Below are 23,048 nucleotides of genomic sequence, written 5' to 3'. Positions count from 1 at the left end.
AAGGCCAGCCCCCTGTTTCGCGGGCAGGTCAGTCACCTTGAGGGGCAAATACTCACGCCCGTCAAGACCTGGGGTTACGCAAAGAAGGCGACGAGTTCCCGCACGATGTCGTCAGGGCGTTCCTCAGCGAGATAGTGCCCCGCGCCCTTCAACTCGACGTAGCGCGCGTCTGCCGCCAATCCCTCCATCTGTGCGAGAAGGAGTTCGTAGTACTTGCCGCCGATTCCGAGCAGGGGCATGGTCAGTACCGGGTAGTCCTTCAGATCGGCAATGTCCTGCTGAAAGGCCTGGTACCAGCCATTCCCCCCGCGAATCGCGTCCGGTGAGTCGTACGCGGCGGCGTAAATGGCCCGAGCCTTCTCGCTGAAGGCCGTGGGGTCCCCGCCCTGGAAGTCGATCAGCCAGTCGACGATCAACCGGAACCGCCCCTCAAGGAGCTGCTCGGGCAACTGGTCGAGCACGTTGAACGCGAACCACCACGGTGCCGGCTGGCCCGGCTGGGGCAGCATGCGTATCTCGTTGAATACCTCGGTGGGATGCCCGGTCTCCCACAGAGCGACCTTACGAGTCGCTTCGGGGTGGTTGGCGGCGAAGCTGAAGGCCACCTGCGACCCGATGTCCTCGCCTGCGATATAGGCCTGGCTGTGCCCGAGGGAGCGAAGCAGCTCGTAGATGTCTCGGGCCATGGTCTTCTTGTCGTACCCACCTGCGGGCTTGTCGGAGTCGCCCATGCCGCGCAGGTCCGGGGCAATCACCTGGTAGCGCCGCGCCAGCGACGGCATGATCTTGTGGAACTGATACCAGGTGCGTGGCCACCCGGGGAGCAACACCAGAGGGTCACCCTGGCCGCCGGTGACGTAGTGCAGCCGCGTGCCGTTGACCTCGGCGAAGCGGCTCGTGAAACCCTTGATCACCGGTGTCTTGGGCTTCCGGTTCCTCGGGGCGGCGGCTGCGGGGCCGGCCGACAGGCCGAGCAGGGCCGCAGCGCCGGCACCCGCGGTTACGCCGAGCACGTCGCGTCTGCCGAGTCGGCGGGAGAGCTCAGGGTCGTCGGACTTCTTGAAGCCCATGTCGGAACTCCTTCTCGTTTGGGGAGCTTTCGTCGTTTCGAATGCCGCGGAGTGGCAGCGCAAGAACTGGGCCTGACCGCCGTCGGCTCAGGCCCGCCCGGCCCGGCGGATGTTCATGGATCAGCCCGTGGCGTCTGGTGCGGCGCATCGCAGGGCGGTGAATCGCGCTCGTACCGGATGCACTTGAGGAACTGAGACAGAATGCCTCCACACACGCCCATACATGCATCGGTACCGATCGGTACCGATCGATATGGAGGGAGCGTAGCACTCTCCGAACCGATCGATACAGAAAGGGGTGGGCCTATCGGCAGGGATCCCGTTGTTCGAGCACTGCGATCGATCGGCACCCAGTAACTCGGCGGCGCACTCCGGCCGTTCCTCACCTGACCGGAGAGGAACGGCTCCCGCGACGGGCTTACGTCGGCCGCGGCCGACGCACCCGGGCGGTCAGCAGGATTTCGGCAGGAGGAGACCCGTGCCGACCACCGTCACGATGTTCGGGCGGCCGGCACCGACGGCGATGTCCTCGAACTGCGGGACGCCGTCCTCGTCGGACAGATCCACTCCGTCCAAGTGCACAACAGCAAGCGACCGTTGACGCGCGAGCGCGACGTACCCCGGCGCCGGCCTTCTCCCGAGAGCGCGTTACTGATGCGGGATGTGGATGCCGGCCGCACGCAGGTTCGCTTCGACCAGGGCGTTCAACCGGGCGATGGAGGGGCCCTGGTCTTCCCCGTGGTGGTTGACCAGTCCGTACCGAGCGGCGGCGTCGGACTGGCTCTGAAACCCGGCCGGCATCGTTTGCAGCGCACCGTTGGTCAGCAGATTGGCGGCCACCTCGGAAGCGAGCCCGTCGATCCGCGGGTCGTCGGGATCCCAGGATCTGGCCTCCCAACTGCGCTTGGTCAGCTCGATGGACTGCGGGTCGGAGAGCGAGTGTTCGAGCTGGGTCAGGAAGCTGTCGAAGATCTCCGGAATCAGTGCCCGGGCCAGCACCAGACCCTCGCGTTGAACGGCCACGTAGTCGGGACTGAAGCCGAGTTCGGAGAGTCGCTCCAAGACCGCGCAGGCCCGGTCGGGCAGAAGGGCCCGATCGCTGTGGTCGAGCCGGCGAAGTGTGTCGCGGCGTGCGGTCAGGTCCACGATCCGTTCGGTGAGGCGGCGATGGACGTCGTCCAGAACGGCGGCGAACCGCTCGGGATCGGCGTCGAGCAGGTCGCCGATCTCGGCCAGCGGTACGCCGGCCCCGGCCAGGGTCCTGGCCTGGATCAGTCGGAGCAGGTCGGCCGACCCGTAACGCCGGTAGCCGGAACTGTCACGTGCCGGCTCGGCGACCAGGCCGAGCCGGTGATAGTGCCGCACCGTCTTGATGGTGACGCCGACGAACGCGGCGGCCTGACCGATCGTGAGCCCGTTGGCCATCGGCTCAGCACACCTCCGGATCGTGGGCGTCCGCGGTCTCGGGGTACGGGTTGCGGGCCATCACAGGGCGAGCGTAGCGCGCAGTGATCGGTACCGGTCAGCCCACGGTCGCATTGGAAGTTGACCTTGACCTTGGGTCAGGGTGCAAGCTCACCGCAGGCCTCCTCGAAGGGGCCGGTAGCCACCAGCCAACTGTCGCGAGATTGAGGAATGACCATGAGCGAGTCCCTCCACACCACAGAGCACCCCGCTGCCGGGCAGGATCGCCCGGAGCTGCGGAAGGCCATCCAGGAGATCGTCGATTCCGGTCTCACCGGGGTGTCGCTGCGCGTGAACGACGAGCGGGGCGAGTGGATCGGCAGTGCCGGGGTGGCCGAGTTGGGCGGGGCTGCCGAGCCGCCGGTCAACGGATACGTCCGGATCGGCAGCAACACCAAGACCTTCACCGCGACCCTGGTGCTGCAACTGGTGGCCGAAGGCAAGGTCGAACTGGACACCCCGGCGGCCGACTATCTCCCCGAATTCGCCCTTGACCGGCGGATAACGGTGCGGATGCTGTTGCAGCACACCAGCGGGGTGTTCAACTTCACCGGCGAACTCTTCGACGACGGGACGGTCGTGGCGGGGATCCCCTCCACCATCTCGGGCCAGGAGTGGGCGGACAACCGATTCAAGACCTACCCGCCGGAGGACTTGGTACGACTGGCGCTGTCCAAGCCGGCGCGGTTCGAGCCGGGGACGGACTGGAGTTACTCCAACACCAACTACGTGCTGGCCAGGCTGCTGGTCGAGAAGGTCACCGGCCGCTCGTGCGCCGAGGAGACGCAGGAGCGGATCCTGGGTCCGCTCGGCCTGTCGGACACCGTGGTGCCATACAACTCGCCGGAGATTCCCGAGCCGCACGCCCACGCCTACTACCGGTACGAAGAAGCCGGCCGGCAGAAGACGGTCGACATCACCCGGCAGAACCCCTCCTGGATCTCCGCCGGCGGAGACATGATCTCCACCACGCAGGACCTCCATACCTTCATCTCCGCGCTGGCGGGCGGCAAGCTCCTGCCGGCCGGGCTGCTGGCCGAGATGTGCACACCGCATCCCAAGAGCGGCTTCGGCCTGGGGCTACGTGTGCAGGACGCGGGCCCCAACGGCGGGATCCTCCTCTTCCACAACGGTGGCGCCGCGGGCCACGCGGCGCTGATGTACAGCACTCCCGACGGCAGCAAGACCCTCACCGCCTCGCTCAACTATGTGGATGACGCCGCGCTGACCCTGGCCGGGGCATTCCTCAAGGCGATGGAGAGGCTCGTCGACGAAGTGTTCGGCGGCGAGCAGGCAGGATCGATCGATCGGCTGACTGACTGACTGACGAGGTGGCCGAGCCGACGCGGCCGACAAGCTGAGCACCTCGCACCGACCAGGCAGCCCGAGCCCCGGATTCGTCAGCGACAGGCGCCGCTTCCTGACGGCGGCGGTGCCCACGCGGAGACTCCCGGACAGCCGGATCACGGGAACGGTCGGTGCCGGGAACAGGCAGGAAAGCGGACGCAGCCCGGGATCGCCATCGCCGGTCGGCCGAACCGGCGATGCTGCGGACGATCCGGATGACCCCATCAACTCTGCGCCGCTGGCCCACCGCACGGCCGCTGGACGCCGCTGGACGCCGCTGGACTCGGAGCCGGCGTTTTGGCCATTCCGAGCCCTGGCCGGCCCAAGCCGGACCAGGGCTCACGGCCCACAGCCCTCCCCCGCCCCCGCGTTTACGGGTTCCCGAGCGCGGCCGAATGACGTGTGTTCGAAATCGCTGCCGGGTCGTTGAACCTCACGACTCCGCCGCAGCGACCGTCACAGGGGGAACGATGACCTCGGCCGTCACACAGGAACAGCCGCCTCAGCCACCGAACGGCACATCGCACAACGACGGATCGGAGGAGGCCGATGTTCGAGAGGAGGAATTCCTCTACCGGGACGAGTCCCGGCTCCAGGCAGGATCGCTGCTGACGACACGCACGATGGCACGGCGGCTCCCCGTGCTCGTACTGCGTTCCTTGAAAATGGCATGGCGGGTGGATCGCGGCGCGACGGTCGGCCTGCTCGTGTGCCAGGTCGCGACCGGTGTGCTCGCGGCCGTCGGCCTCCTGGCCGTCACGGGAACGATCACCGCGCTGATCTCCTCCGGCGCCATCACCGAGCGGCTGTGGGACGCCGCTCCGCAGCTGACCGTCATCGCCGCGGCAACCGGACTGCGTGCGCTGCTGGGCATCATCGTCGTCTGGCTGACCGGGCGTCTGCGCCCTGTTCTCGCCCGGGCGGCCGAGCTGACCATGGTCGAGGCCGCGCTCGGCGCGGAACTCGCCGCCAACAACAAACCCGGCTACAACGACGCCTACGACATCGCCGACCGCGGCGCCCAAGTCACCCCCGACCTGGTGGAAGAGGCCCAGAACGTGCTCGCGGCGACCGCGACGCTGGCGGCCGGCGCCACCGTCCTGACCGTCCTGCACCCACTGCTCCTGCCACTGCTCTTCCTCGCGTGCCTCCCCCAGGCAGCCGCCTACGTCCGGTCCGCGCGCGTGATCTACCTGGCGGGCCTGGAAACCTCCGGACGGCGGCGGATGCTGGGCAAACTGCGCTGGCACATGGCGTACACGGAGTCGAGCGAGGAGATGCGCGCCTGTCTCGCGGGCCCGTTCCTGATCGGCCGGTACCGAAAACTGGCCGCCTCCGTCAATGAAGCCGAGCGCAAGGCCGCGGACACAGGTGCCTGGATGGGTATGGCCGGTGCTGCGGCCGGCGGAGTCGCGTCGCTCGCCGTGTGGGCGGCGCTGCTGTGGCTGCTCGCCTCCGGCCGTATGAGCCTGGCAGCGGGAGGCGGCGCGGTCTTCGCCCTCCAGACCGCCACCGGCTCGGTGCGCGGCATCATCAACGGCGGGGCCCGCCTGGTGCGCACCGGCTGGTACGTGCAGGACTGGCAGAACTTCCTCGACAACGCCCACGGCCAAGGCATGGCCGACTCGCGCGGTACGGCGGCCCTTCGCGCGGCCCCGGAGCGCTTCGAGGTCCGCGACGTCACCTACCGATACGACGGCGCCCCGAAGGCCAGCCTCAGCGGAGTATCCCTCCACCTGCGGCGCGGCGAGATCGTGGCACTTGTCGGGGAGAACGGCTCCGGCAAATCCACCCTTTCCCGACTGCTGTGCGGACTGCTGCTGCCGACCGAGGGCGAAGTGGCCTGGGATCACGCCTCCGTCGCGGAGCTGGATCCCTGGGAGGCGTGGAAGCACGTCGCCCTGGTCCCGCAGAAGTTCACCTACCTGCCGCTGACGATGCGCGACAACATCACCTTCGGGCAGGGCGACACCAGCGACCCGGCACTGCTCGCCGCGTGCGAGGCGTCCGGCGCCGCAGAGATGCTGCCCGACCTCCGCTCCGGCCTCAACACCCTCCTCACCAGCGAGTGGTTCGGCGGGCAGCAGCTCTCCGGGGGCCAGTGGCAGCGGCTGGTGCTCACTCGCGCCTTCCACCGGCAGGCTGCTCTGCTGGTGATGGACGAACCCACGGCGGCCCTCGACGCACGGGCGGAGCACCGTATCTTCTCGGGCCTCCGCGAACTGGCCAAGGACCGCGCCGTCCTGCTGATCACGCACCGGCTCACCAACGTGGCCATCGCCGACCGGATCGTTGTCCTCGACGAGGGCCGGATCGTGCAGGAAGGCACCTACGCCCAGCTCACACAGGAGCCGGGGCTCTTCCGGTCCTTGTGGGAGTTGCAGCGACGGATGAGCGGCGAGACCGCCCCATGACCGGTATCCGTCCCGCACCGTGCGCCCGCCGCCCCCGGCGCGCCGTTCCGAAAGGCAGAGCCCGTGACCTCTCCCGTCTCCCCCTCGGATCACATCGAGTGGCCGACCGTTCCCGGTACCGCGGCGCTGCTCACGGACGCCGACGGCCGCTACCTGCTCCACCTTCGCTCCGCGAACAAACCGATCTGGCGCCCGGGGCTTTGGGCCCTGCTCGGCGGCAACACCGAGCAGGGCGAGACCTGCGACGAGGCCATCGTCCGGGAACTGGACGAGGAGATCGGGCTCGTCGTCCCGGACCTGACTCCCTTCGTCACCTTGGACACCCTGGACGCAAGCGGGGCTGTCGAAAACCGTGTGCGCGTCTACCAGGGCACGCTGAACACCCCCGTGCACGAGATCGAACTCCGCGAGGGCATCCAGCTGCGCTGGACCCGTATCGAGGAAATCGACGAGATGACCATGGACCCCGGAACCACCGCGGTTCTGCACGCGCACCGCCGCGCGGACCAGCCCAGGGAGCGCCAGGGCGCGACGCTCCCTGTGGTGGAAGTCCGCGAGCCGCGCGGCCACCGCAGCCGCAGCGTCATCGGCGCCCATCTCGTCCTCGTCCGCGACGGGGCCGTCCTGCTGGGCAAGCGCCACCCGGGCAGTGCCTTCGCTCCGTCGACCTGACACCTTCCCGCCGGCCATCGGGAAGACCTGGAATCCGCCGTCACCTGCATGGTCCGGGAGACGGAGGAAGAGACCGGACTCCGCATCCCGGAGGCCGACTTGTCGCTCGTCCACGTCCTCGACCTGCTCGACCCCGGAAGCACGATCCCGCGCATGGGGCTGTTCTTCGCGCCCTCAAGCTGGGAGGGCGAGCCTGTCGTACGCGAACCCGAGTGCTGTACCGAATGGTGCTGGTGGCCCCTGGATGCCTTGCCCGAGCCGATCGTCGCGTACACGCGCGTGGCTTTGGACGCCATCTCCCGCGGCACCTTCTACGTCCCCATGGGCTGGCCCCGACGGCCCTGACGGGAACTGCTCCGAACGACCGACCAGGGCAGCACCCTCGGCGGATCCGCTGCCCTGCCGTCACCAGATCCGCCGACGAGGAAGGTGCCTTCGCACATGCTCACCACGCAGGACGCAGAGGACAGCGGCGACACCGAACGGCGTGGCACGCCGCCGAGCACGTACGGCGAGGAGGACGCCGCGCCGCGGATCCAGCACCACTTCCACCTCATGAGCCGCTACTACCGACAGGTGGAGTCGGGACGCAAGACGATCGAGGTCCGCGTCGCCACCCCCGAGAAGGCCGCCATCGAGGTGGGGGACGCCGTCGTCTTCCACGACCGGGACAGCGACCGGGACAGCGGTCGGGACAGCGGCCGGGAACTCGACATCGTCGTGAAGCGGATCACCCCGTACGCCTCTTTCTACGACCTGCTCAGCGCGGAGGATCCCGCCCGTATCGACCCGGACGCACCGCGCGAGGACCTCCTCCGCAACCTCCGCGCCATCCATCCGCCGGCCGAAGAAGCCCTCGGCGCGCTCGCTTTCGAGTTCGACCACCGTCCTGCCCGGCCGGGCCGCCCCATGCCGATGACACCGACGCAGTACGCGCTGACCATCCCCCACCACACGGTGTACGGCTGCCTGTACGTCCGTGACGAGCACGACCGCCCGGTACAGCTGCGCTCGGTCTACGGTTCGCGGCTCTGGCAGCTGCCGGGAGGGGTCCTCGACGCCGGGGAGGACCCGCTCCAGACCGCCCGCAGGGAAACGATCGAAGAGACCGGCCTCCAACTCGACCTGGACAGGCCGAGACTGCTCCTGACGCACTTCATGCACACCGGGCCCCGTATGCCGCTGAACAAAGTGGGTCTCGTCTTCGACGGAGGCCGGCTGACCGCGGACCAACTCCGGTGCATCCGCGTCGATCCCGCCGAACACGACATGTGGGCCGTCCACGACCTCCCCGACTGGCAGAAGTTGATGGCGCCGCACGCCTTCGCCCGCCTCGACGCCGTCGAACGAGCGAGACGAGGCGAGGGCCCCGCCTACCTCGCCACACGGGACTGATCCACAGCACGCCCAGCAGAAACGCGCGCCGTATTCACCCACGCGGACGTCCGGGGTGTGCAGTTCGCCCAAAGAGAGGTGGCTGACTACCTCGCCGGGCTGAACGGTTCGACGCCGCCCTGGAGCGCGCCCTGCCATGTAGGGCCCGTCCTGCGGGATCAGTGCGCGCGTACTCAGAGGCTACGAGCGGCGCATACCGTCGGCGTATCGAAATCCACATACGTGGTGGCAACACCGCGTTGCCTTGACTGGCGGCATGACTCGAATCCCACCATCAGCCATGAGACGGCATCTGGTTCTTGTCACGAGACGTACACGGATGGCCACATGGCTGTGCTCTGGCTCGGCCCGGGGCCGGTCGTGACCGCGCATGGCGAGAGCTCGTCGCCGACTGGTGCGTGGACCATCACGATCCGACCGGCGCACCGCGCCGACGCCACGGCCGTCAACGAACTGCTGGACCAGTTGGGCTATCCGCAAGACGGCCGGGCAGCGACAGCGAATCGCATCGAAGCCTGGGCCGAGGATCCATCCAGAGCGGTCTATACGGCTGTTGCCGGAGACGATCTGGTAGGGGTCATCGCCGTCCTGGTCTGCCCGTTCTTCGAACGCGACGGTGCCTGGGGCCGGATCGTAGCCCTGGTGGTCTCGGATCGGGCACGTGGCCAGGGCATTGGCGCTCAACTTGTCGCAGCCGCGGAAGCCTTCGCCGCCACGCGTGGATGCCTCCGCATGGAGGTCACCAGTGCGGATCGTCGGCACGCTGCACACGAGTTCTACCGGCGTTGCGGATACGTCGACCAAGCGGGGCAGTCGTCCCGGTTCCTGCGAGACCTGCCCAACATCGACGCGCCAGGAGAGCGGCGGGATCGGCGGAACCAAGATGGATCTCAGGTGCAGACGATGGCCAGTTCCTTGGCCGCTTTGGAGCGGAACCACATGCTCAGGTCAAGGTTGTCGCATGTCGCCGGCACCTCGGGCGGCAGATCGATTGCTGCTGCCAGCTTTTCCGCGAGCGGCAGCGCCTGGGGAGCGCCGGCGACCATAGTCGATTCTCTGTAACTGGAGTCGACGGGCAACAAGATCTCCTCATCGACCGAGAAGGGCACAAGCACGTTCCAGCCGCATACGGTCTCCGATTCTTCTGGTGAGCGGTACGCCTCGCACAGCGCGAAGAACCTGGAAAGCTACAGTCCGCGACTGACACCGATCAGGGGGCCAGTAGGACCGCTCGCGAAAATGTCGGATGATCACTACGTGGTACGACCAGCGGGGGAGCCGATTTGAGCCAGTACTTCGACATAGGCGATCAGACCCTATGGAACCCGTCCAACGGGGTAGCCCGGCTGTTCATGAACCAGGTCGCCCTCTACGAAGCCGAAGTGGGCCTGCCATCGGGCATCGGCCCCATGAAGGCTGACGAGTGTCAGATCGACCCCATCGCATTCACAGCGTTCGTCGACGCTCTGCTCGCCTGGCGCAGCGAGACGAGGCACGCCGTGATGGTCACGCTGTCCGAAGGGTTCGTTGCCACGGTGCTGGCCTTGGCCGGGAGAGCGAACATCGAGGTGAACTGGCAGGCGGCCCAGAGCGCCGAAAGTCGCTGTCTCAAGATGACTTCGGATCCCCACGCAGAGAAGTGGACCGCCGCGCTGCAACAGAAGACACGCGAGCTTGACCGACACATGGCGGCCTGAGCCTCGTCTGCCGGAACGGCGCACGGTCGCGGCCGATGAATCGCAGCAGTAGTTGAGCGTCCGTCTGCCGGGGATTGTTCACGGGAGCCGACGGCAGTGTTGTGTCGCCCGGACGGGCGGGGCGATCGACGTCCGAGTGCGGCAGTTCGTGACCGGGACGAGGGTGCGAAGATGTGTTCGTGGTGGCAGATGCCGAGTGGGCGCGGATTCGGAGGGGGCTGCGCTTCGGGCAGGTTCTCGAAGGCACCGTCGTGAAGGTTCCCCGGCCCGGTGCGATCGGGATCTTCGTGGACGTCGGCCTGAGCGTCGGAGGCTTCGTCGACGTCCTGTTGCTTACGGAACAGAGCGAGGACTGGCCGACGGAGGGCGCGGTTGCGGATTTCGAGGTCTGGTGGGCAGACAGCCGTCAGCAGATCCGGCTGAAGCCGTCCGATCCTCGCCATCTCCGGAACGACTTCACAGACTTCATGAGACGTTTCCGTCCTCATTGGCCATCCGAGGTGGGCCAGCCCGTTCGTGATCCCGGGCCTCCGACTCTCGATGAGGTGTGGTCCGCGATGCGAGCTGATGGGCCGTCGGCCGGCTCCACGTGAGTTCTGGTGATGACTGGGACGGTGCTGCTGTCTCCTGATGCCGGATCGGGTCGTCGGCATGCCGGACAGGCACCGTGGACCGTTAAGCCTTCCCGGTCGCAGCACAATCGTGTTGACCGCCCCGGCAGCCAGTGCTTGAGTCGGCGCGTGGAAAGCATCTCTACCAACCGGCGGTTCTGGAATCAGATCAGCAGCGCCTACCAGCAAAAGCATGACCCGCAGATCGGCGCAACGCCCCGGCTCTGGGGCACGTACGCCATCCCCGACGCACACCTGAACGCCCTGGGCGACGTCACCGGCAAGCGCGTCCTGGAACTCGGCTGCGGGGCTGGTCAGTGGTCCAGGGCGCTCGCCGCTGAGGGTGCCACCGTGGTCGGGCTCGACCTCTCCGAAGAACAGCTCGCCGCGGCGGCCGGCGCGATGGGAGCGGCCCGCTACCCGCTGGTGCAAGGCGCCGCCGAACACCTTCCGTTCGCCGCCGACAGCTTCGACCTGGTGTTCTGCGACTACGGCGGGCTCAGCTGGGCGCCTCCGCACCTGGCCGTCCCGCAGGCCGCGCGCATCCTGCGCCCCGGTGGGCGCCTGGTGTTCAACGTCGCCAGCTCATGGTTCGAAGCCTGCTACGACGAAGCCGCCGGCCGGGTCACCACGACGCTGCACCAGGACTACTTCGGGCTGGACCGCATCGCCGAAGACCAGGGCGCGGTCAGCTATCAGCTCACCTACGGCGACTGGATCAGGGTCCTGCGTGGCGCGGGTCTCGTCATCGACGACCTCATCGAGCCGCGGCCCGACCCCGGAACAGCCAACGGCTACAACCAGACCGACCCGCCTGACTGGGCACACCGCTGGCCGGCGGAAATGCTCTGGGTGACCCACAAACCGTAAGACCATCCAGCCCGGCCGAACTCGCCGTCCAGCCAATCGGCGGAGGGCGGAGGGCGGCGGACATGGGTGAGCTACTCTCCCCCCATGCGCGGACAGTTCACCGGCTGGCCGGAGCAGGCCATGGATGTGTTGTGGCAGCTCCAGGGCGAACCGAGCCACGCGACCCGCGAGCGCTGTCGCGCGGACCGCGAGCATCTGGTCCGGCAGCCGATGATCGCCCTGCTGAACGACGTCGCGGACGCCGACCCCCGCTACGAGGACTTCTCCGTCTGGCACTACCGCACCGACTCCTGGTGGTGGCAGCACCAGGGCGCGGTGATCCGCCTCGGCCGCAAGATCGAGATCGGTCTCCGGTTCGACCTGGACGGCCTGCGGATCCAGGGCGCCTGGTGGTACCCCGATCCCGGTCAGGTGGACACGTTCCGCAGAGCCGTGGCCGCCGAGGGGAGCGGGCGCGAGCTGTCCGCCGTCGTCGAGGACCTGTGGAAGAAGGGCTACGACATCTCCGGGGACGTGATGAAACGCCCCCCGCGCGGCTATCCGACGGACCACTCGCGTACGAACCTGCTGCGCCACCGTTCACTGATCGCCGCCCGTCCCCTCGGCAGCGAGGAGTGGCTGCACACCTCCGAGGCGGTCGACCGGGTCCTCTCGGCCGCCGCCGACCTGGACGCCCTGCTGATGTGGCTGGTCCGCCACGTGAAACGGTCCGCCTGACCTTCCCCCCTGCCTGTATGCAGGGCGGCGAGCCCGCGGCCAGGACTCCCCCGGACTGCGCACGGCCTTCCGTGGCCGGACACCGCCCTGCGGCGGCGGCGCAATCCTCACCTTGTCGGGCGACGTGGCGCGGTGAAACATGAACGCACCGGATTGACCCAGTCATGACATGACGGAGGATCCCGTGAACCGTACCCCCGCCCCTCGCGCACGACTGGCCGCCCTAGCCTGCGGGCTGCTGGCCGCCACCGCGCTGACCGCGCCGAGCGCCGCGGCCGACACCCCTGGCACGAACAGACCCACCGACGCGCAGCTCACCGCCGCGCACACCGCCCTGGCGCGTGCGGATGTCGCGGGCAGCGCGTGGTACACCGACACCGCGACCGGCGCCGTCGTGGTCACCGTGGACAGCACGGTCGACGACAGTGAACTCACCGCACTCACCGAAGCCGCGACAACTCCGGCCGCAGCGCCCGAGATCAACCGCACCACCGGGAAGTTCACCACGCACATCGCCGGCGGCCAGTACATCCAACTCCCGGGCGGCTTCCGGTGTCTGGTCGGCTTCAACGTGCGGGACGGCGCGGGCGTCAAGTACGCCCTGACCGCCGGCCACTGTACGAACACGGGTGACGTCACCAGCATCGGCACCACCGTCCACTCCAGCTTCCCCGGCAACGACTACGCCCTCATCCGCTACACGGACCAGAGCGCCGCCGAGGGCTCCGTCTCCCTCCAGAACGGCACCTACCAGGACATCACCTCCGCCGCCGCCCCCATCGTCGGACAGCGGGTCACCAGCAGCAACCCCACAACCGGCGTTCGCAGCGGCACAGTCACCGGGCTGAACGTCACGGTCAACTACGGCGCGAGCGGGATCGTCACCGGCCTCATGCAGACCAACCTCTGCTCCGAGCCGGGCGCCAGCGGCGGCCCTATCTTCTCAACCACCCGCGCCATCGGCCTCGTCTCCGGCGGCAGCGGCAACTGCAGTTCGGGCGGCACCACCTTCGCCCAGCCGGTGGTCGAACCACTCTCCGCGTACGGCGTCTCCATCTTCTGACCGCAGCCGCAGCCGCCTTGGTACTCGCATCACAACCGGACACCGGACGGGTCGAGTCGAACTTCTGGCACGCCCAGTTCTCGCTATGGATCGGTGCGCCTCCGTGGTGGACGCCGACGATGTGGCACTCTCCGTGAGCAAGCCAGTACAGCAGGGTCACCCTTCACTTCCCGCCGGTCACGGCGAATGCCGCGGCCATCGGGCAGCTGGGCAGCGGGTTCGGGACGCGAGGGTCATCTCCGAGGGCCTTCGTGTTCATGGCCGTGATCGGCTCGATGGTCGAACCCATGACCGTGCCATGCTCACTACGTCGAAAGGCAACAATCACCATGAGGTTCAACCTCATCCGTACTGCGGCTGTCGCGGGCTTGACCGCAGGTGGTCTTTTCGTCAGCGTGCCCACGACCATCGCCGCGCCCACGGCGTCGCCGGCCGGCGTCAGCGCCGCACCGAGCTGCGTGCACCTGAGCCAGGCCGACTACATCCGTGACGGCCAGCACCGTTCGCTGGCGACCGCCAAGAACAACTGCTCCCACTCCGTGCGGATCCGCATGATCTGGGCGGGCACCACCGACGGGCGCTGCTTCAGCCTCAACCCGGGACAGGAGCACGGCGAATCCAAGCCGGGCACCGGACCGTACGTCTCCGAACTGCGCGACTGCTGAGTACGGCGAACGAAGGACAGGGGGGCCGGTCTCCCTCTCGGGATCGGCCCCTCTGACACCTCCGCGACACAGGTCAGGACGAACGGCCTGTGCTCGCGGTAGGTGAGGAAGGTGAAGTGGTCGTCGGCGAGCCGACGTACCAGCTCGCGCGTCTTGTCCCGGTCCTTGACGGCCTCGCGACTGGTGGGATGGGCGTTACGGCACAAGTCAGCAACCGAACTGTGCGAAGCGGCGCGTTCAGAACATCAAGCTTCCAGGGTCGACCTGGGCCGCCGGACGGCGAAGCCGCGCAGGCTCCGGGGCCCGCGGGCCGCCGACGAGCCGGCCGTCCGACGCGCTACTCCTTCTCCTCTTCCTGGTCCTCTTCCTGGTCCTCTTCCTGGTCCTCGGCCTCGTCGTCTCCCGCCTCGTCCTCGTTCTCGTTCTCGTTCTCCTCTTCTTCCATGGCCTCTTCGTGTGTCCGGACGACTTCGCCGTCCCGGATCTCCCCACGCCAAGCCTCGGGCTCCTCGTCGGTGAGTGTCACGTAGCGCTGGAAGTTCTTGAAGTCGAGCCGCAGACGGCGGCCTTGGGCCCGCCAGACGTTTCCGGTCTTCTCGAAGAAACCGGAGGGGTAGTACTCGACCACCAGCACGATCCTGGTCAGGTTCGGCGCCATCTCGTGGAAGCTGACCGCCCCTTGCGTGGTGCCCTTCGAGCCCTCGGACGTCCATACGATGCGGTCGTCGGGGATCTGCTCCAGGATGGACGCCTCGAAGGTGCGGGACGACGGGCCCACCTTGGTCTTCCAACTGGTGGACGTCTCGTCGTCGCCCTTCGACACATTGCCGACGCCCTTGGTGAAGCTGCCGAATTTCTCGTACTCGGTCCAGTGGTCGTAGGCCGTTCTCAACGGCACTCCCACGTCCAAGACTTCGACGATGTTCGTCACCTTCACATCCCCGCTGCCCGGGCGACCGCCGCCACCCGTCAGATCCTTGGCCTTGTCGACCACCGAGTCCTTCACGGACTTCGCCTTCTCCGAGACCATGGCCCCGACAGGTGATTCACCGTGCAGGAGACGCGAGCCGATCGCGGGCAGCTGTCCGCCGTTCTCCGCGACATCCGTCAACTGCCCTGTCAGGCCGGTCAGTTTGTCGCCCACTCGCCCGACGGCTCGTCCCACCTGTGCGCTGAGGTAGTGGGAGAGTTCCTCGCGCAGTCGACCCGCGTTCGAGGTCGCCGTCTCGGCGGTGTCCTCCTTGGTACTGGTCATGCCGGGTCACCTCCGACGGCTGGTACGGGAGGGGGGAGTCTTCTTGGCTGTTCTCTTCGCCGGCGCGGTCTTCTTCGCGGCCGTCTTCTTTGCCGGAGCCTTCTTTGCCGGAGCCTTCTTGGCGGCGGCCTTGCGCCGGGGGCGCGCAGGTTCCGGTTCCTCGTCCTCCTCGGGCTCCTCCTCGGAGTCGTCCCCTTCGGGCTCGTCCTCTTCGGATTCGTCCTCGTCCTCGTCCTCGTTCTCCAGCTCCTCCTCCTCGGGCTCTTCCGGCTCCTCCTCTTCTTCGCCTTCTTCCTCGCCCGCGTCCTCCGACTTGCGGGTGATGCTCGCCGTACGGCCGCTGATCGCATCGGCCAGCGACCCTATGCCGCGGTCGGTGACCGCCGACAGGGCGCCTCGTACGGCTTGAATACCCTGCTTGCGGACCTGCTCCTGCACCTCCGCGACCTGCGGTACGTCCGCCAGGCGGCGCGCTCCTTGGGCGGCCAGTTCCTTCGGGCCGAACCCCAGCCCCCTCCCGGCCACGACGGTCGCCACGGTCAGCGCCAGTCGGCCCTTCTTGGTCCGGCCCAGTACGTAACCTCCGAGCACGGCACTTGCGAGTGCGAGTTTCCTCTGTTCTTCCATGAGTCAGCCACCTTCGCCAGGTTCTCGCGGTCGGCCGGCACCTGTGGTGCGGCCGTCTTGCGCTCCGTCGTCGCGGCGAAGCGGCCAGTTACCGGGCGCGGGACGAACCGCCGCTGTCGTCGTCGTTGTCGTCCGACCCCGGAACGTGTACGTCCAGTACGTCGATGTTGACCTCGGCGACATCGAGCCCGGTCATGCTCTCGACCGCGTCGGAGATGCCCGACCGGATGTCGTCGCTGGTCCGGGTGATCGGATATCCGTACTCCACCACCACGCTCACGTCGACGGCCGCCTCCTTTTCGCCGACTTCCACGCGAACACCGCGCGTGACGTCGTCGGATCGGCCCATCTTGTCCCTGGCGGCACCCAGAGTCCGCGAGATACCGCCGCCCATCGCGTACACCCCGGAGGCGTCGCGGGCCGCTATACCGGCTATCGAGGCCACTACCGAGTCCGCGATCGTCGTCGTTCCCTTGACGTCGTGGTGACCGTGGTGGCCGTTCGACATTGTCTTCGCTGTGGCTTCGTTCACTGTCATGACCGACCCATCTTCCTGAAGAGATCTTCCGGCCGGACCGGAGGAAAGGTTTCACAGTCGGCAGAGTCTTTTACTCGGGCCGACGCCCCCCATCCCACTGTGCTCCGCGCTTCCGCGTAACGCCATTCGGGTGAGTGCGCTCCCGTACGGTGCGGGCGCGTGCGAGATCTCGTATCGCCTTACGGCTCTGCGAATTGGGAATTTCCGGCGCCGAACATCCGTGGAAATTCAGCGTTTGTACGCATCACGGCGCCGGGCCGTCCGTACGCCCCGGCCCTCCTTCGCCGCCGGGGCTCCACGCCGCCGCGCACCGCCGTCCTCCACGGGCTTGCGGTGCCTGCGCGCGGTGTCGCCCTTCCCGGCGGCGCCCGTCGCGGCGTGCCCGGCACCGGCCGCCGTCCGGCCGACCTTCTCACCGGTGTCCCGACCGACGTCTTCGACGCCTTCGACGGCGTCGTCAGCGCTCTCGCCGACATCCTTGACGGTCTCCCCGGCGGCCTCACCGACGTCTCCGGCGGCGTCACCCGCGCCTTCGCCGACGTCTCCCACGGCATCCCCGGCACCCTCGCCGACATCTCCGACGGCGTCACCGGCGCCCTTGCCGACGTCCTTGACGGTCTCCCCCGCGCCTTCGCCCACGTTCTCGACGGCGTCGCCGGCACCTTCGCCGACGTCCTCGACCGCTTCGCCCGCCCCGTGGCCGACGTCCTCCACCGCTGCCCCGGCGCCCCGGCCAACGCTCTCCGCGGCATCCCCCGTGCCCCGGCCGATCTCCTTGACGGCGTCCCTGGCCCCCGAACCGACCTCTTCGGCCGCCTGCCCGACGCCCCTGGTCAGCTGCTCCAGAATTTCCGGGTTCCGGTCGATCGTCGTCAATACACGGTTGACGATGGTCGCGACGTTGTGGAGGCGGACCTTGAGCTGCGCCTGGGCCTCGACACCTTTGATGTCCAGTTCCACCCTGCCGAGTGCGACATCCGCGCCGACATTCAGCTTGAGCAGATCGAGGACCTCGGCCTTCAAGGACACATGGGCCCGCAGATCCTGCACATCCAGATGAATCTCGTCGATATTGAGCACCGGAACGTCGAGAAACACATCCGGTGGTCCTTGGTCGACCACGTCCCCCTCGGCGTACTCGTCCGGCTCCGCGGGGACGACTTCCGCGTCCTCCGCGTCTCCTGTTTCGAGTTCTTCCTCGTCGTAGCCGTCCTGGCCGTTGTCGCTCTCGCGCATACGACACATCCTCACTGGGCGTGCCCCCGCACTCCCCAGTGTCCGGCGCCGACTCCGTCCCCGCAATTGTCCGAGGAGGACGGCGGACGGAATACCCACTGTCGCGGCCTTTCGCTGAACCTACCGACCCACCCTCTTGAGGCCGTCCACGAGTTCGTACCGCAACGCACCTGAGGGACAGCGACGCACCACTTCGGCGAGGCGCTGGGCCTCGGCACCTTCGGGCAGAAGGTCCTGCTGATCGGCTTCCACTCCGGGAAGGCCAACCGCCCGCCGCCATCGCCTCATTCCGGCGGCTTGAGCATCTCCAGAAGGATGCGCCGCAGATCGCTGCGGTCCTGCGGGGTGATCCTCGCCAGCCTGCGGTCGAACTCCGCCGCGAGCGCCGAGAGCGCGCTGTCCCGCGCCGCCTCGCCCTCGACAGTCAGGATGAGTCGGTGCCGCCGCAGGTCCTCGTCGTCGATCTCGCGTCGCATGAAGCCCTTGGCGACGAGGTTGCGGACGTAGACCGTCACGCTCGCCTTGGGGATCATCAGCGCCGCCGCGAGTTCGGCAGGGTACGGCGACGCGGCCACCTCGGCCAGCACGAAGAACTCCTTCGTCTCCAGCCCGAGTTCGGCCAGTTCAGCGGTGCAGGCATCCATGACGACGCTCAGCAGACGCTGGTTCAGGGTCCACAGCTGCGCCCCGTCAACCGCCACGCGAGCCCCTCCATCCATCCAGGTGGTACAGTTCTAAATTAGTTCCGAACTGTACCAGTTGCCATTTCGTACTGCACGGTCATGGAACCAACAGCTGCCCGAAAGGGGCCATCAGATGCTTCAGCACATCACAATCCCGCGCGGACCGATCGATGTCGCGGCCCATCTCCACCTGCCCGACGACAGCGACGACAGCGACGACGCGGCGCCGCTGCGCGCCGTGGTGCTCTCCACTCCCGGCAGCAGCGTGAAGGAGCAGATCGGCGCGAACTACGCGTCCCGCCTCGCCGCCCGCGGCATCGCGGCGCTCGTTTTCGACCCCGCCCACCAAGGGCAGAGCGGCGGAGAGCCCCGCGACCTCGAAGACCCCTACCGTCGCGGCGAGGACATCTCCTACGCGATCGACGCGCTCAGCACGATCCCCGGCATCGACCCGGAACGCATCGGCGTCCTCGGGATCTGCGCCGGTGGAGGGTACGCGGTGCACACCGCCCGCACGGACCATCGCATCAAGGCGGTCGGCACGGTCGTCCCGGGCAACATGGGTACGTCGTTCCGCGGCTTCCAGCCGGACGGCGCGGCTGCCGCGCTCGACACCATGGCCGACGCGCGTATCGAAGAGACCCGCTCCGGCGAGCTGACCCGCGTGAACTGGCTGCCCGACACCCTGGAAGAAGCCGCAGCGGTCGGGCTGACCGACATCGACACGACCCAGGCGATCACCTACTACCGCACCGAGCGGGGCGGGAACGAACACTCCACGAACCGCCGCCTCGCGCGCGGCGACTCGCTGCTGCTGGGCTACGACGCGTATCACCTGGTCGACCAGCTCATGACCCAGCCGTTGCAGGTCGTCCTCGCCGGACGCATCGGCAACACAGGCTCGTACGAGTCCGGCATGCGGTTGTGGAAGCTGGCCCCCAACCCGGTCGACCTCATGGTGATCGACGGCGCCGGCCACTACGAGATGTACGACGAGCCCGAGTACGTCGACGCCGCCGTCGACCGGCTGGTCAGCTTCTACCTGGACAACCTGTAGGTGCGCGCACGGCGGACGTGCTGCCGAGCGCGGGCGCTCCTGCCCGCGTCGAAACTCCGAACGGTCAGTCGGGCTGCTTCTGCATATGCGCGAGGACGCGGTCCGAGATCCGGGTGAGTGTGGCGAGTTCTTCCTGGGTGAGGGCGTCGACGAACAGCCGGCGCACGTGTTCGACGTGCAGGGGCGCGGCATCTCCGATCGCCTTGTGACCGGCCGGGGTGACGACGACGAACGCGCCACGTCCGTCATCGGGACAGTCTTCCCTGGCCAACAGTCCCCGCGTCGTCATCCGCCGGACCTGGTGGGACATCCGGCTCTTCTCCCACTCCACCAGCTTCGCCAGATCCAGGAAGCGCATCCGCCCACCGCCCCTCTCGGTGAGACTCGCCAGCACGATGAAGTCGGAGGGGGACATCTGGGAGTCAGCCTGGATCAGGCGGGAGAGCCGCCCGATGAGTGTCTCCTGCATGCGGATGAAACTGTCCCAGGCGGCCTTCTGCTCCGAGGTCAGCCAGCGAGGCGTTGCGGTCATCCAGGGAGTGTAACGAAGACGTTGACAGCTCATCTATCCCGTTGACGTGGCCATTCCTCGGCTATTCGCCGGCGCTGTTCGCTCGGTGCCCGGTACATCCGGGCGTGTGGCGAGCGTCGAATGTCCTTGAACGCGTCACGGTTCGCGGCCGGTCATGACCGGGCCGGTCATGACCGCCTCGAAAGGCGGCCCCCGGCCGGGCTCATCTGCGAGGTTCCCAGCGAAAGAGGCGGGAGGCCAGCCCGACGGCGACGACGACCCAGCTCAGTGTGGGGATCAGCAGGATCAGGGAGTCCGCGACAGGTACGCCGCCGTCCCAGGCATTCACGACCAGTTCGGTGGCGGCGCCGCCGGGAAGCAACCGCTTGAGCAGGGCGAGGTCTTCGGTGCCGGTGAGGCCTACCCAGCTGGCGACCGCGATCACCGACAGGCTGACGGGAAGCGTGGTCACCTGAGCGTGCTCCGGTGAGTTCGTGACTCCCGCCGTGGCGAGTGCCAGGCCGACCATCATGGCGAGCGTCGCGAGGATCGCGGCCGCGAGAAGCGGGATCTGGGACGGTTGGGCGGCGACCGCGCCCAGCACCACCAGGATCACGACGACCTGGACCAGCGCGATGACGGTGACCGGCAGGAGCAGCCCGGTGAGGATGTCGACGTCGCCCGCGGCGGTGGAGCGCAGCCGTTTGAGGAAGAGGTTCTGCCGACGCGAGGCCAGCGTCGTCACGGCCGTGGTGTAGAGCCCGAAGGCCATCACGGTGAACATCACGATCGCCGCGATGTAGCCGAGGCCGGCGACGTCCTCGAAGAGCTCGTGCTGGTAGACGAAGGTCGCGCTGACGGCGACCGGCACGACAAGACCGGTGATCAGAACAAGCCGGTTCCGGAAGATCTGGATCAGCTCGCTGCGAGCGATCGCGAACATGGGGTTGGGTCCCTTCGTGGCAGAGCGCTGGTGGGTTCAGCCGCCGGTGATGGCACGGAAGACATCGTCGAGGCGGGTCGGACCGGCCTGTAGTTCCTCGATGTCCACCCCGGCGTCGTGAGCCCAGCCGAGCAGCCGGTAGAGATCCTCCTGAAGGCTGAAGGTCTCCAGGCGGAAGGCCCCGTCCACGTGCACAGCCCCCGCCGGCGGCTCGGGAGCACCGGCCGGGAGGGCGAAGGTGATCACCGACGGCAGGGTCTGCGTCAGCTCGACGACGGTCCCCTCGCGGTGGAAGGTCCCCTCATGCATGAGCCCGATGCGATCGGCCCGTTGCTGCGCCTCCTCCAGGTAGTGGGTGGTGAGCACGACCGTGGATCCCTCTTCGCGCAGCCTGTCCACCGCCGCCCAGAGCGCGTCGCGGGACTGGATGTCCAGGCCGGTCGTCGGCTCGTCCAGGACGACCAGTTCGGGTCCGCCGTACACGGCGGTCGCGAAGTCCAGACGCCGTTTCTCGCCACCGGAGAGCTGCGACACCTTGGTGCCCGCCTTGTGGGCCAGACCCACGACGCCCAGAACGCGATCGACGTCGTCGTGCCGCCGGCTCAGCCTGCCGATCAGGGCGACCGACTCCTTCACCGTGAGATCCGGCGAGAAGCCGCTCTCCTGAAGCATGATGCCCATCCGCGAGTGCACGGCGGCGCGGTCGCTCGGGCTTCGCCCCAGGACGCGGACGGTGCCCGACCCGGCCGGCCGGTGTCCCTCGATGACTTCGAGGGTCGAGGTCTTACCCGCGCCGTTCGTGCCCAGCAGCGCGTAGAGCTCGCCACGCCGCACCTGGAACGACAGGTCCTTCACCGCGTGGAATTCGCCGTAGCGGACGTTGAGCCTCGTGACCTCGATGACTGCTGTGGTGGACATGCGTCGATTCCACCGGCGCTGACGCGCTCCCGACAGTGGCTTGGCATCACGTCCACGCCATGACATTCCTGGCAGCCGGGCATGACGCGGTGTCACTGGTGTCCCGGAAACTTCGCCCGGACACTGGCCGAATGATGTCTGAAACAACCGAGGCCACGTCAGAGGGACGGCTGCGCCGGCTCCACCTGACCACGCTGCTCCCGGCACGCGAGCGCGGAACATCGGGTGCGGAGCGCGGGTTGATCTCCACATGACGGAACTTCGCACCCTCGGCTCGTCCGACCTCCTCGTTTCCCCCCTCTGTCTGGGCGGCAACGTCTTCGGCTGGACCGCCGACAAAGCACAGTCGTTCGCGGTGCTCGACGCCTATCTCGCCGCAGGCGGCAACTTCATCGACACCGCCGACTCATACATGCACTACTTTCCCGAACAGGGCAACGAGCCGGGCCAGTCGGAGGCCATCATCGGCGAGTGGCTCGCCAGCCGTGGCAACCGCGACGACGTGGTCATCGCGACGAAGGTCGGCGACCACCCGAAGTACATGGGCCTCGCGCCCGCCACTATCAGGGCCGCTGTCGACGAGTCCCTGCGGCGGCTGCGTACCGACCACATCGACCTCTACTACACCCACTTCGACCGGGACGAGTCCATCCCCGTCGACGAGATCGTCGCCGCGCTCGACGGCCTCGTGAAGGCCGGCAAGGTGCGTGCCATCGCGACCTCCAACATCAGTCCCGAACGGCTTTCCGCATCGCTGGCCTTCTCCGACCGTGAGGGTCTGGCGCGTTACGTGGCGTTGCAGCCGGCGTACAACCTCGTCTCGCGCGACACCTACGAGGGTGCGCGGCAGGAGATCGTGGAGCGTGAAGGCCTGGCCTGCGTACCGTACTTCGCACTCGCCTCCGGCTTCCTCACCGGCAAGTACCGTCCTGGGAAGAGCATCGAGAACGTGCGTAACCTTCCCGGACTCGCCGGCGGTTACGCGGACACCGACCGCGGCGTGCAGGTGCTCGGCGCGTTGGAGCAGGTCGCGACGGCGCGAGGGGTGGAGATGGCCACGGTCGCGCTGGCCTGGCTCGGGCAGCAGCCGACCGTGACCGCGCCGATCGCCTCCGCGCGCACCGTCGAGCAGTTGCCGGCACTCCTCGCCGCGCACGACCTGCACCTGTCGGACACCGAGCTGCGGACCCTGACGGCAGCCTCTTCCTGACCGGGGCCGGCAGCGGCGGAGAACCCCGCGCCGGTAGCGGCGTCGGCCCTGTCGGCCCTTGCCCGTGGCGGTCGCCGGGCTGCGG

The 23,048-nt window shown here is 67.9% G+C and carries 23 protein-coding genes and 2 pseudogenes; 14 read left to right on the top strand and 11 right to left on the bottom strand.

All coding sequences use genetic code 11. From position 1 onward, the window contains the following. Positions 1-74: 74 nt before the first annotated feature. The 3 genes from ACFYNU_RS24495 to ACFYNU_RS24485 form a co-directional block, all read right to left on the bottom strand. Complete coding sequence (locus ACFYNU_RS24495; RefSeq protein ID WP_356585319.1) at positions 75-1,070, bottom strand: alpha/beta hydrolase; 996 nt, start codon at positions 1,068-1,070, stop codon at positions 75-77. Positions 1,071-1,520: 450 nt separating this feature from the next. Further along, positions 1,521-1,652 carry a hypothetical protein gene (locus ACFYNU_RS24490; RefSeq protein WP_388767244.1) on the bottom strand — a complete coding sequence of 44 codons (132 nt, stop codon included), beginning with the start codon at positions 1,650-1,652 and terminating at the stop codon, positions 1,521-1,523. A gap of 66 nt (positions 1,653-1,718) precedes the next feature. Continuing rightward, positions 1,719-2,495, bottom strand: coding sequence for a MerR family transcriptional regulator (locus ACFYNU_RS24485; RefSeq protein ID WP_356585317.1), 777 nt, complete (start codon positions 2,493-2,495; stop codon positions 1,719-1,721). A gap of 216 nt (positions 2,496-2,711) precedes the next feature. On the opposite strand from ACFYNU_RS24485, the gene ACFYNU_RS24480 reads away from it, so the two are divergent. From ACFYNU_RS24480 to ACFYNU_RS24425, 12 genes and pseudogenes are all read left to right on the top strand, one after another. Then, on the top strand, positions 2,712-3,857 hold the full coding sequence (locus ACFYNU_RS24480; protein WP_356585316.1) for a serine hydrolase domain-containing protein: 1,146 nt from the start codon (positions 2,712-2,714) through the stop codon (positions 3,855-3,857). A 494-nt stretch (positions 3,858-4,351) separates the two neighbouring features. After that, positions 4,352-6,295 carry an ABC transporter ATP-binding protein gene (locus tag ACFYNU_RS24475; protein ID WP_356585315.1) on the top strand — a complete coding sequence of 648 codons (1,944 nt, stop codon included), beginning with the start codon at positions 4,352-4,354 and terminating at the stop codon, positions 6,293-6,295. Positions 6,296-6,358: 63 nt separating this feature from the next. After that, the gene (locus ACFYNU_RS24470) at positions 6,359-6,967 is read left to right on the top strand and encodes an NUDIX domain-containing protein (protein WP_356585314.1); all 609 of its coding nucleotides are present in this window, start codon (positions 6,359-6,361) and stop codon (positions 6,965-6,967) included. Between the two features lie 15 nt (positions 6,968-6,982). Continuing rightward, positions 6,983-7,312, top strand: a pseudogene (locus ACFYNU_RS24465) (NUDIX domain-containing protein); the annotation flags it as partial. Between the two features lie 96 nt (positions 7,313-7,408). Further along, positions 7,409-8,362, top strand: coding sequence for an NUDIX domain-containing protein (locus tag ACFYNU_RS24460; RefSeq protein ID WP_356585313.1), 954 nt, complete (start codon positions 7,409-7,411; stop codon positions 8,360-8,362). Between the two features lie 327 nt (positions 8,363-8,689). Further along, entirely contained in the window at positions 8,690-9,424 is a 735-nt protein-coding gene (locus ACFYNU_RS24455; RefSeq protein ID WP_356585312.1) for a GNAT family N-acetyltransferase, read from the top strand. 221 nt (positions 9,425-9,645) lie between these two features. Continuing rightward, positions 9,646-10,059 carry a DUF6086 family protein gene (locus tag ACFYNU_RS24450; protein ID WP_356585311.1) on the top strand — a complete coding sequence of 138 codons (414 nt, stop codon included), beginning with the start codon at positions 9,646-9,648 and terminating at the stop codon, positions 10,057-10,059. Between the two features lie 173 nt (positions 10,060-10,232). Then, positions 10,233-10,652: a hypothetical protein gene (locus tag ACFYNU_RS24445; protein WP_356585310.1), complete on the top strand. Its 420-nt coding sequence runs from the start codon at positions 10,233-10,235 to the stop codon at positions 10,650-10,652. Positions 10,653-10,799: 147 nt separating this feature from the next. Further along, the gene (locus ACFYNU_RS24440; protein ID WP_356585309.1) at positions 10,800-11,540 is read left to right on the top strand and encodes a class I SAM-dependent methyltransferase; all 741 of its coding nucleotides are present in this window, start codon (positions 10,800-10,802) and stop codon (positions 11,538-11,540) included. An 84-nt stretch (positions 11,541-11,624) separates the two neighbouring features. After that, a complete protein-coding gene (locus tag ACFYNU_RS24435) occupies positions 11,625-12,257 on the top strand; it encodes a DUF2461 family protein (RefSeq protein WP_356585308.1) in 633 nt (210 codons plus the stop codon). 184 nt (positions 12,258-12,441) lie between these two features. After that, complete coding sequence (locus ACFYNU_RS24430; protein WP_388767238.1) at positions 12,442-13,320, top strand: S1 family peptidase; 879 nt, start codon at positions 12,442-12,444, stop codon at positions 13,318-13,320. Positions 13,321-13,715: 395 nt separating this feature from the next. Then, the gene (locus tag ACFYNU_RS24425) at positions 13,716-13,985 is read left to right on the top strand and encodes a hypothetical protein (RefSeq protein WP_356585306.1); all 270 of its coding nucleotides are present in this window, start codon (positions 13,716-13,718) and stop codon (positions 13,983-13,985) included. Positions 13,986-14,325: 340 nt separating this feature from the next. Here the strand turns inward: ACFYNU_RS24425 and ACFYNU_RS24420 are convergent. The 5 genes and pseudogenes from ACFYNU_RS24420 to ACFYNU_RS24400 all read right to left on the bottom strand — a co-directional run. After that, positions 14,326-15,240 (bottom strand): annotated as a pseudogene (locus ACFYNU_RS24420) (SRPBCC family protein); the annotation flags it as partial. 6 nt (positions 15,241-15,246) lie between these two features. Next, positions 15,247-15,867, bottom strand: a complete 621-nt coding sequence (locus ACFYNU_RS24415) for a histone protein (protein ID WP_356585304.1) — start codon at positions 15,865-15,867, stop codon at positions 15,247-15,249. Positions 15,868-15,955: 88 nt separating this feature from the next. After that, positions 15,956-16,405: an Asp23/Gls24 family envelope stress response protein gene (locus tag ACFYNU_RS24410; RefSeq protein WP_356585303.1), complete on the bottom strand. Its 450-nt coding sequence runs from the start codon at positions 16,403-16,405 to the stop codon at positions 15,956-15,958. Between the two features lie 228 nt (positions 16,406-16,633). Then, a complete protein-coding gene (locus ACFYNU_RS24405; RefSeq protein ID WP_356585302.1) occupies positions 16,634-17,641 on the bottom strand; it encodes a hypothetical protein in 1,008 nt (335 codons plus the stop codon). Between the two features lie 284 nt (positions 17,642-17,925). Next, positions 17,926-18,342, bottom strand: coding sequence for a MarR family transcriptional regulator (locus ACFYNU_RS24400; RefSeq protein ID WP_356585300.1), 417 nt, complete (start codon positions 18,340-18,342; stop codon positions 17,926-17,928). 115 nt (positions 18,343-18,457) lie between these two features. Here ACFYNU_RS24400 and ACFYNU_RS24395 point away from each other — a divergent pair, with 115 nt between their 5' ends. After that, positions 18,458-19,381, top strand: coding sequence for an alpha/beta hydrolase (locus ACFYNU_RS24395; RefSeq protein WP_356585299.1), 924 nt, complete (start codon positions 18,458-18,460; stop codon positions 19,379-19,381). A gap of 64 nt (positions 19,382-19,445) precedes the next feature. Here the strand turns inward: ACFYNU_RS24395 and ACFYNU_RS24390 are convergent, their stop codons facing one another. The 3 genes from ACFYNU_RS24390 to ACFYNU_RS24380 form a co-directional block, all read right to left on the bottom strand. Then, entirely contained in the window at positions 19,446-19,913 is a 468-nt protein-coding gene (locus ACFYNU_RS24390; RefSeq protein WP_356585298.1) for a MarR family winged helix-turn-helix transcriptional regulator, read from the bottom strand. 202 nt (positions 19,914-20,115) lie between these two features. Further along, on the bottom strand, positions 20,116-20,835 hold the full coding sequence (locus ACFYNU_RS24385; protein ID WP_356585297.1) for an ABC transporter permease: 720 nt from the start codon (positions 20,833-20,835) through the stop codon (positions 20,116-20,118). Between the two features lie 36 nt (positions 20,836-20,871). Continuing rightward, a complete protein-coding gene (locus tag ACFYNU_RS24380; RefSeq protein WP_356585296.1) occupies positions 20,872-21,753 on the bottom strand; it encodes an ABC transporter ATP-binding protein in 882 nt (293 codons plus the stop codon). A 250-nt stretch (positions 21,754-22,003) separates the two neighbouring features. Between ACFYNU_RS24380 and ACFYNU_RS24375 the strand changes: the two genes are divergently transcribed. Continuing rightward, positions 22,004-22,963: an aldo/keto reductase gene (locus ACFYNU_RS24375; protein ID WP_356585295.1), complete on the top strand. Its 960-nt coding sequence runs from the start codon at positions 22,004-22,006 to the stop codon at positions 22,961-22,963. The last annotated feature ends 85 nt before the right edge of the window (positions 22,964-23,048 follow it).

The organism is Streptomyces sp. NPDC006643, assembly GCF_042870175.1.
Lineage (GTDB): Bacteria > Actinomycetota > Actinomycetes > Streptomycetales > Streptomycetaceae > Streptomyces.
The sequence above is the reverse complement of the archived record's forward strand: the minus strand, read 5'-3'. Positions and strand labels throughout refer to the sequence as shown.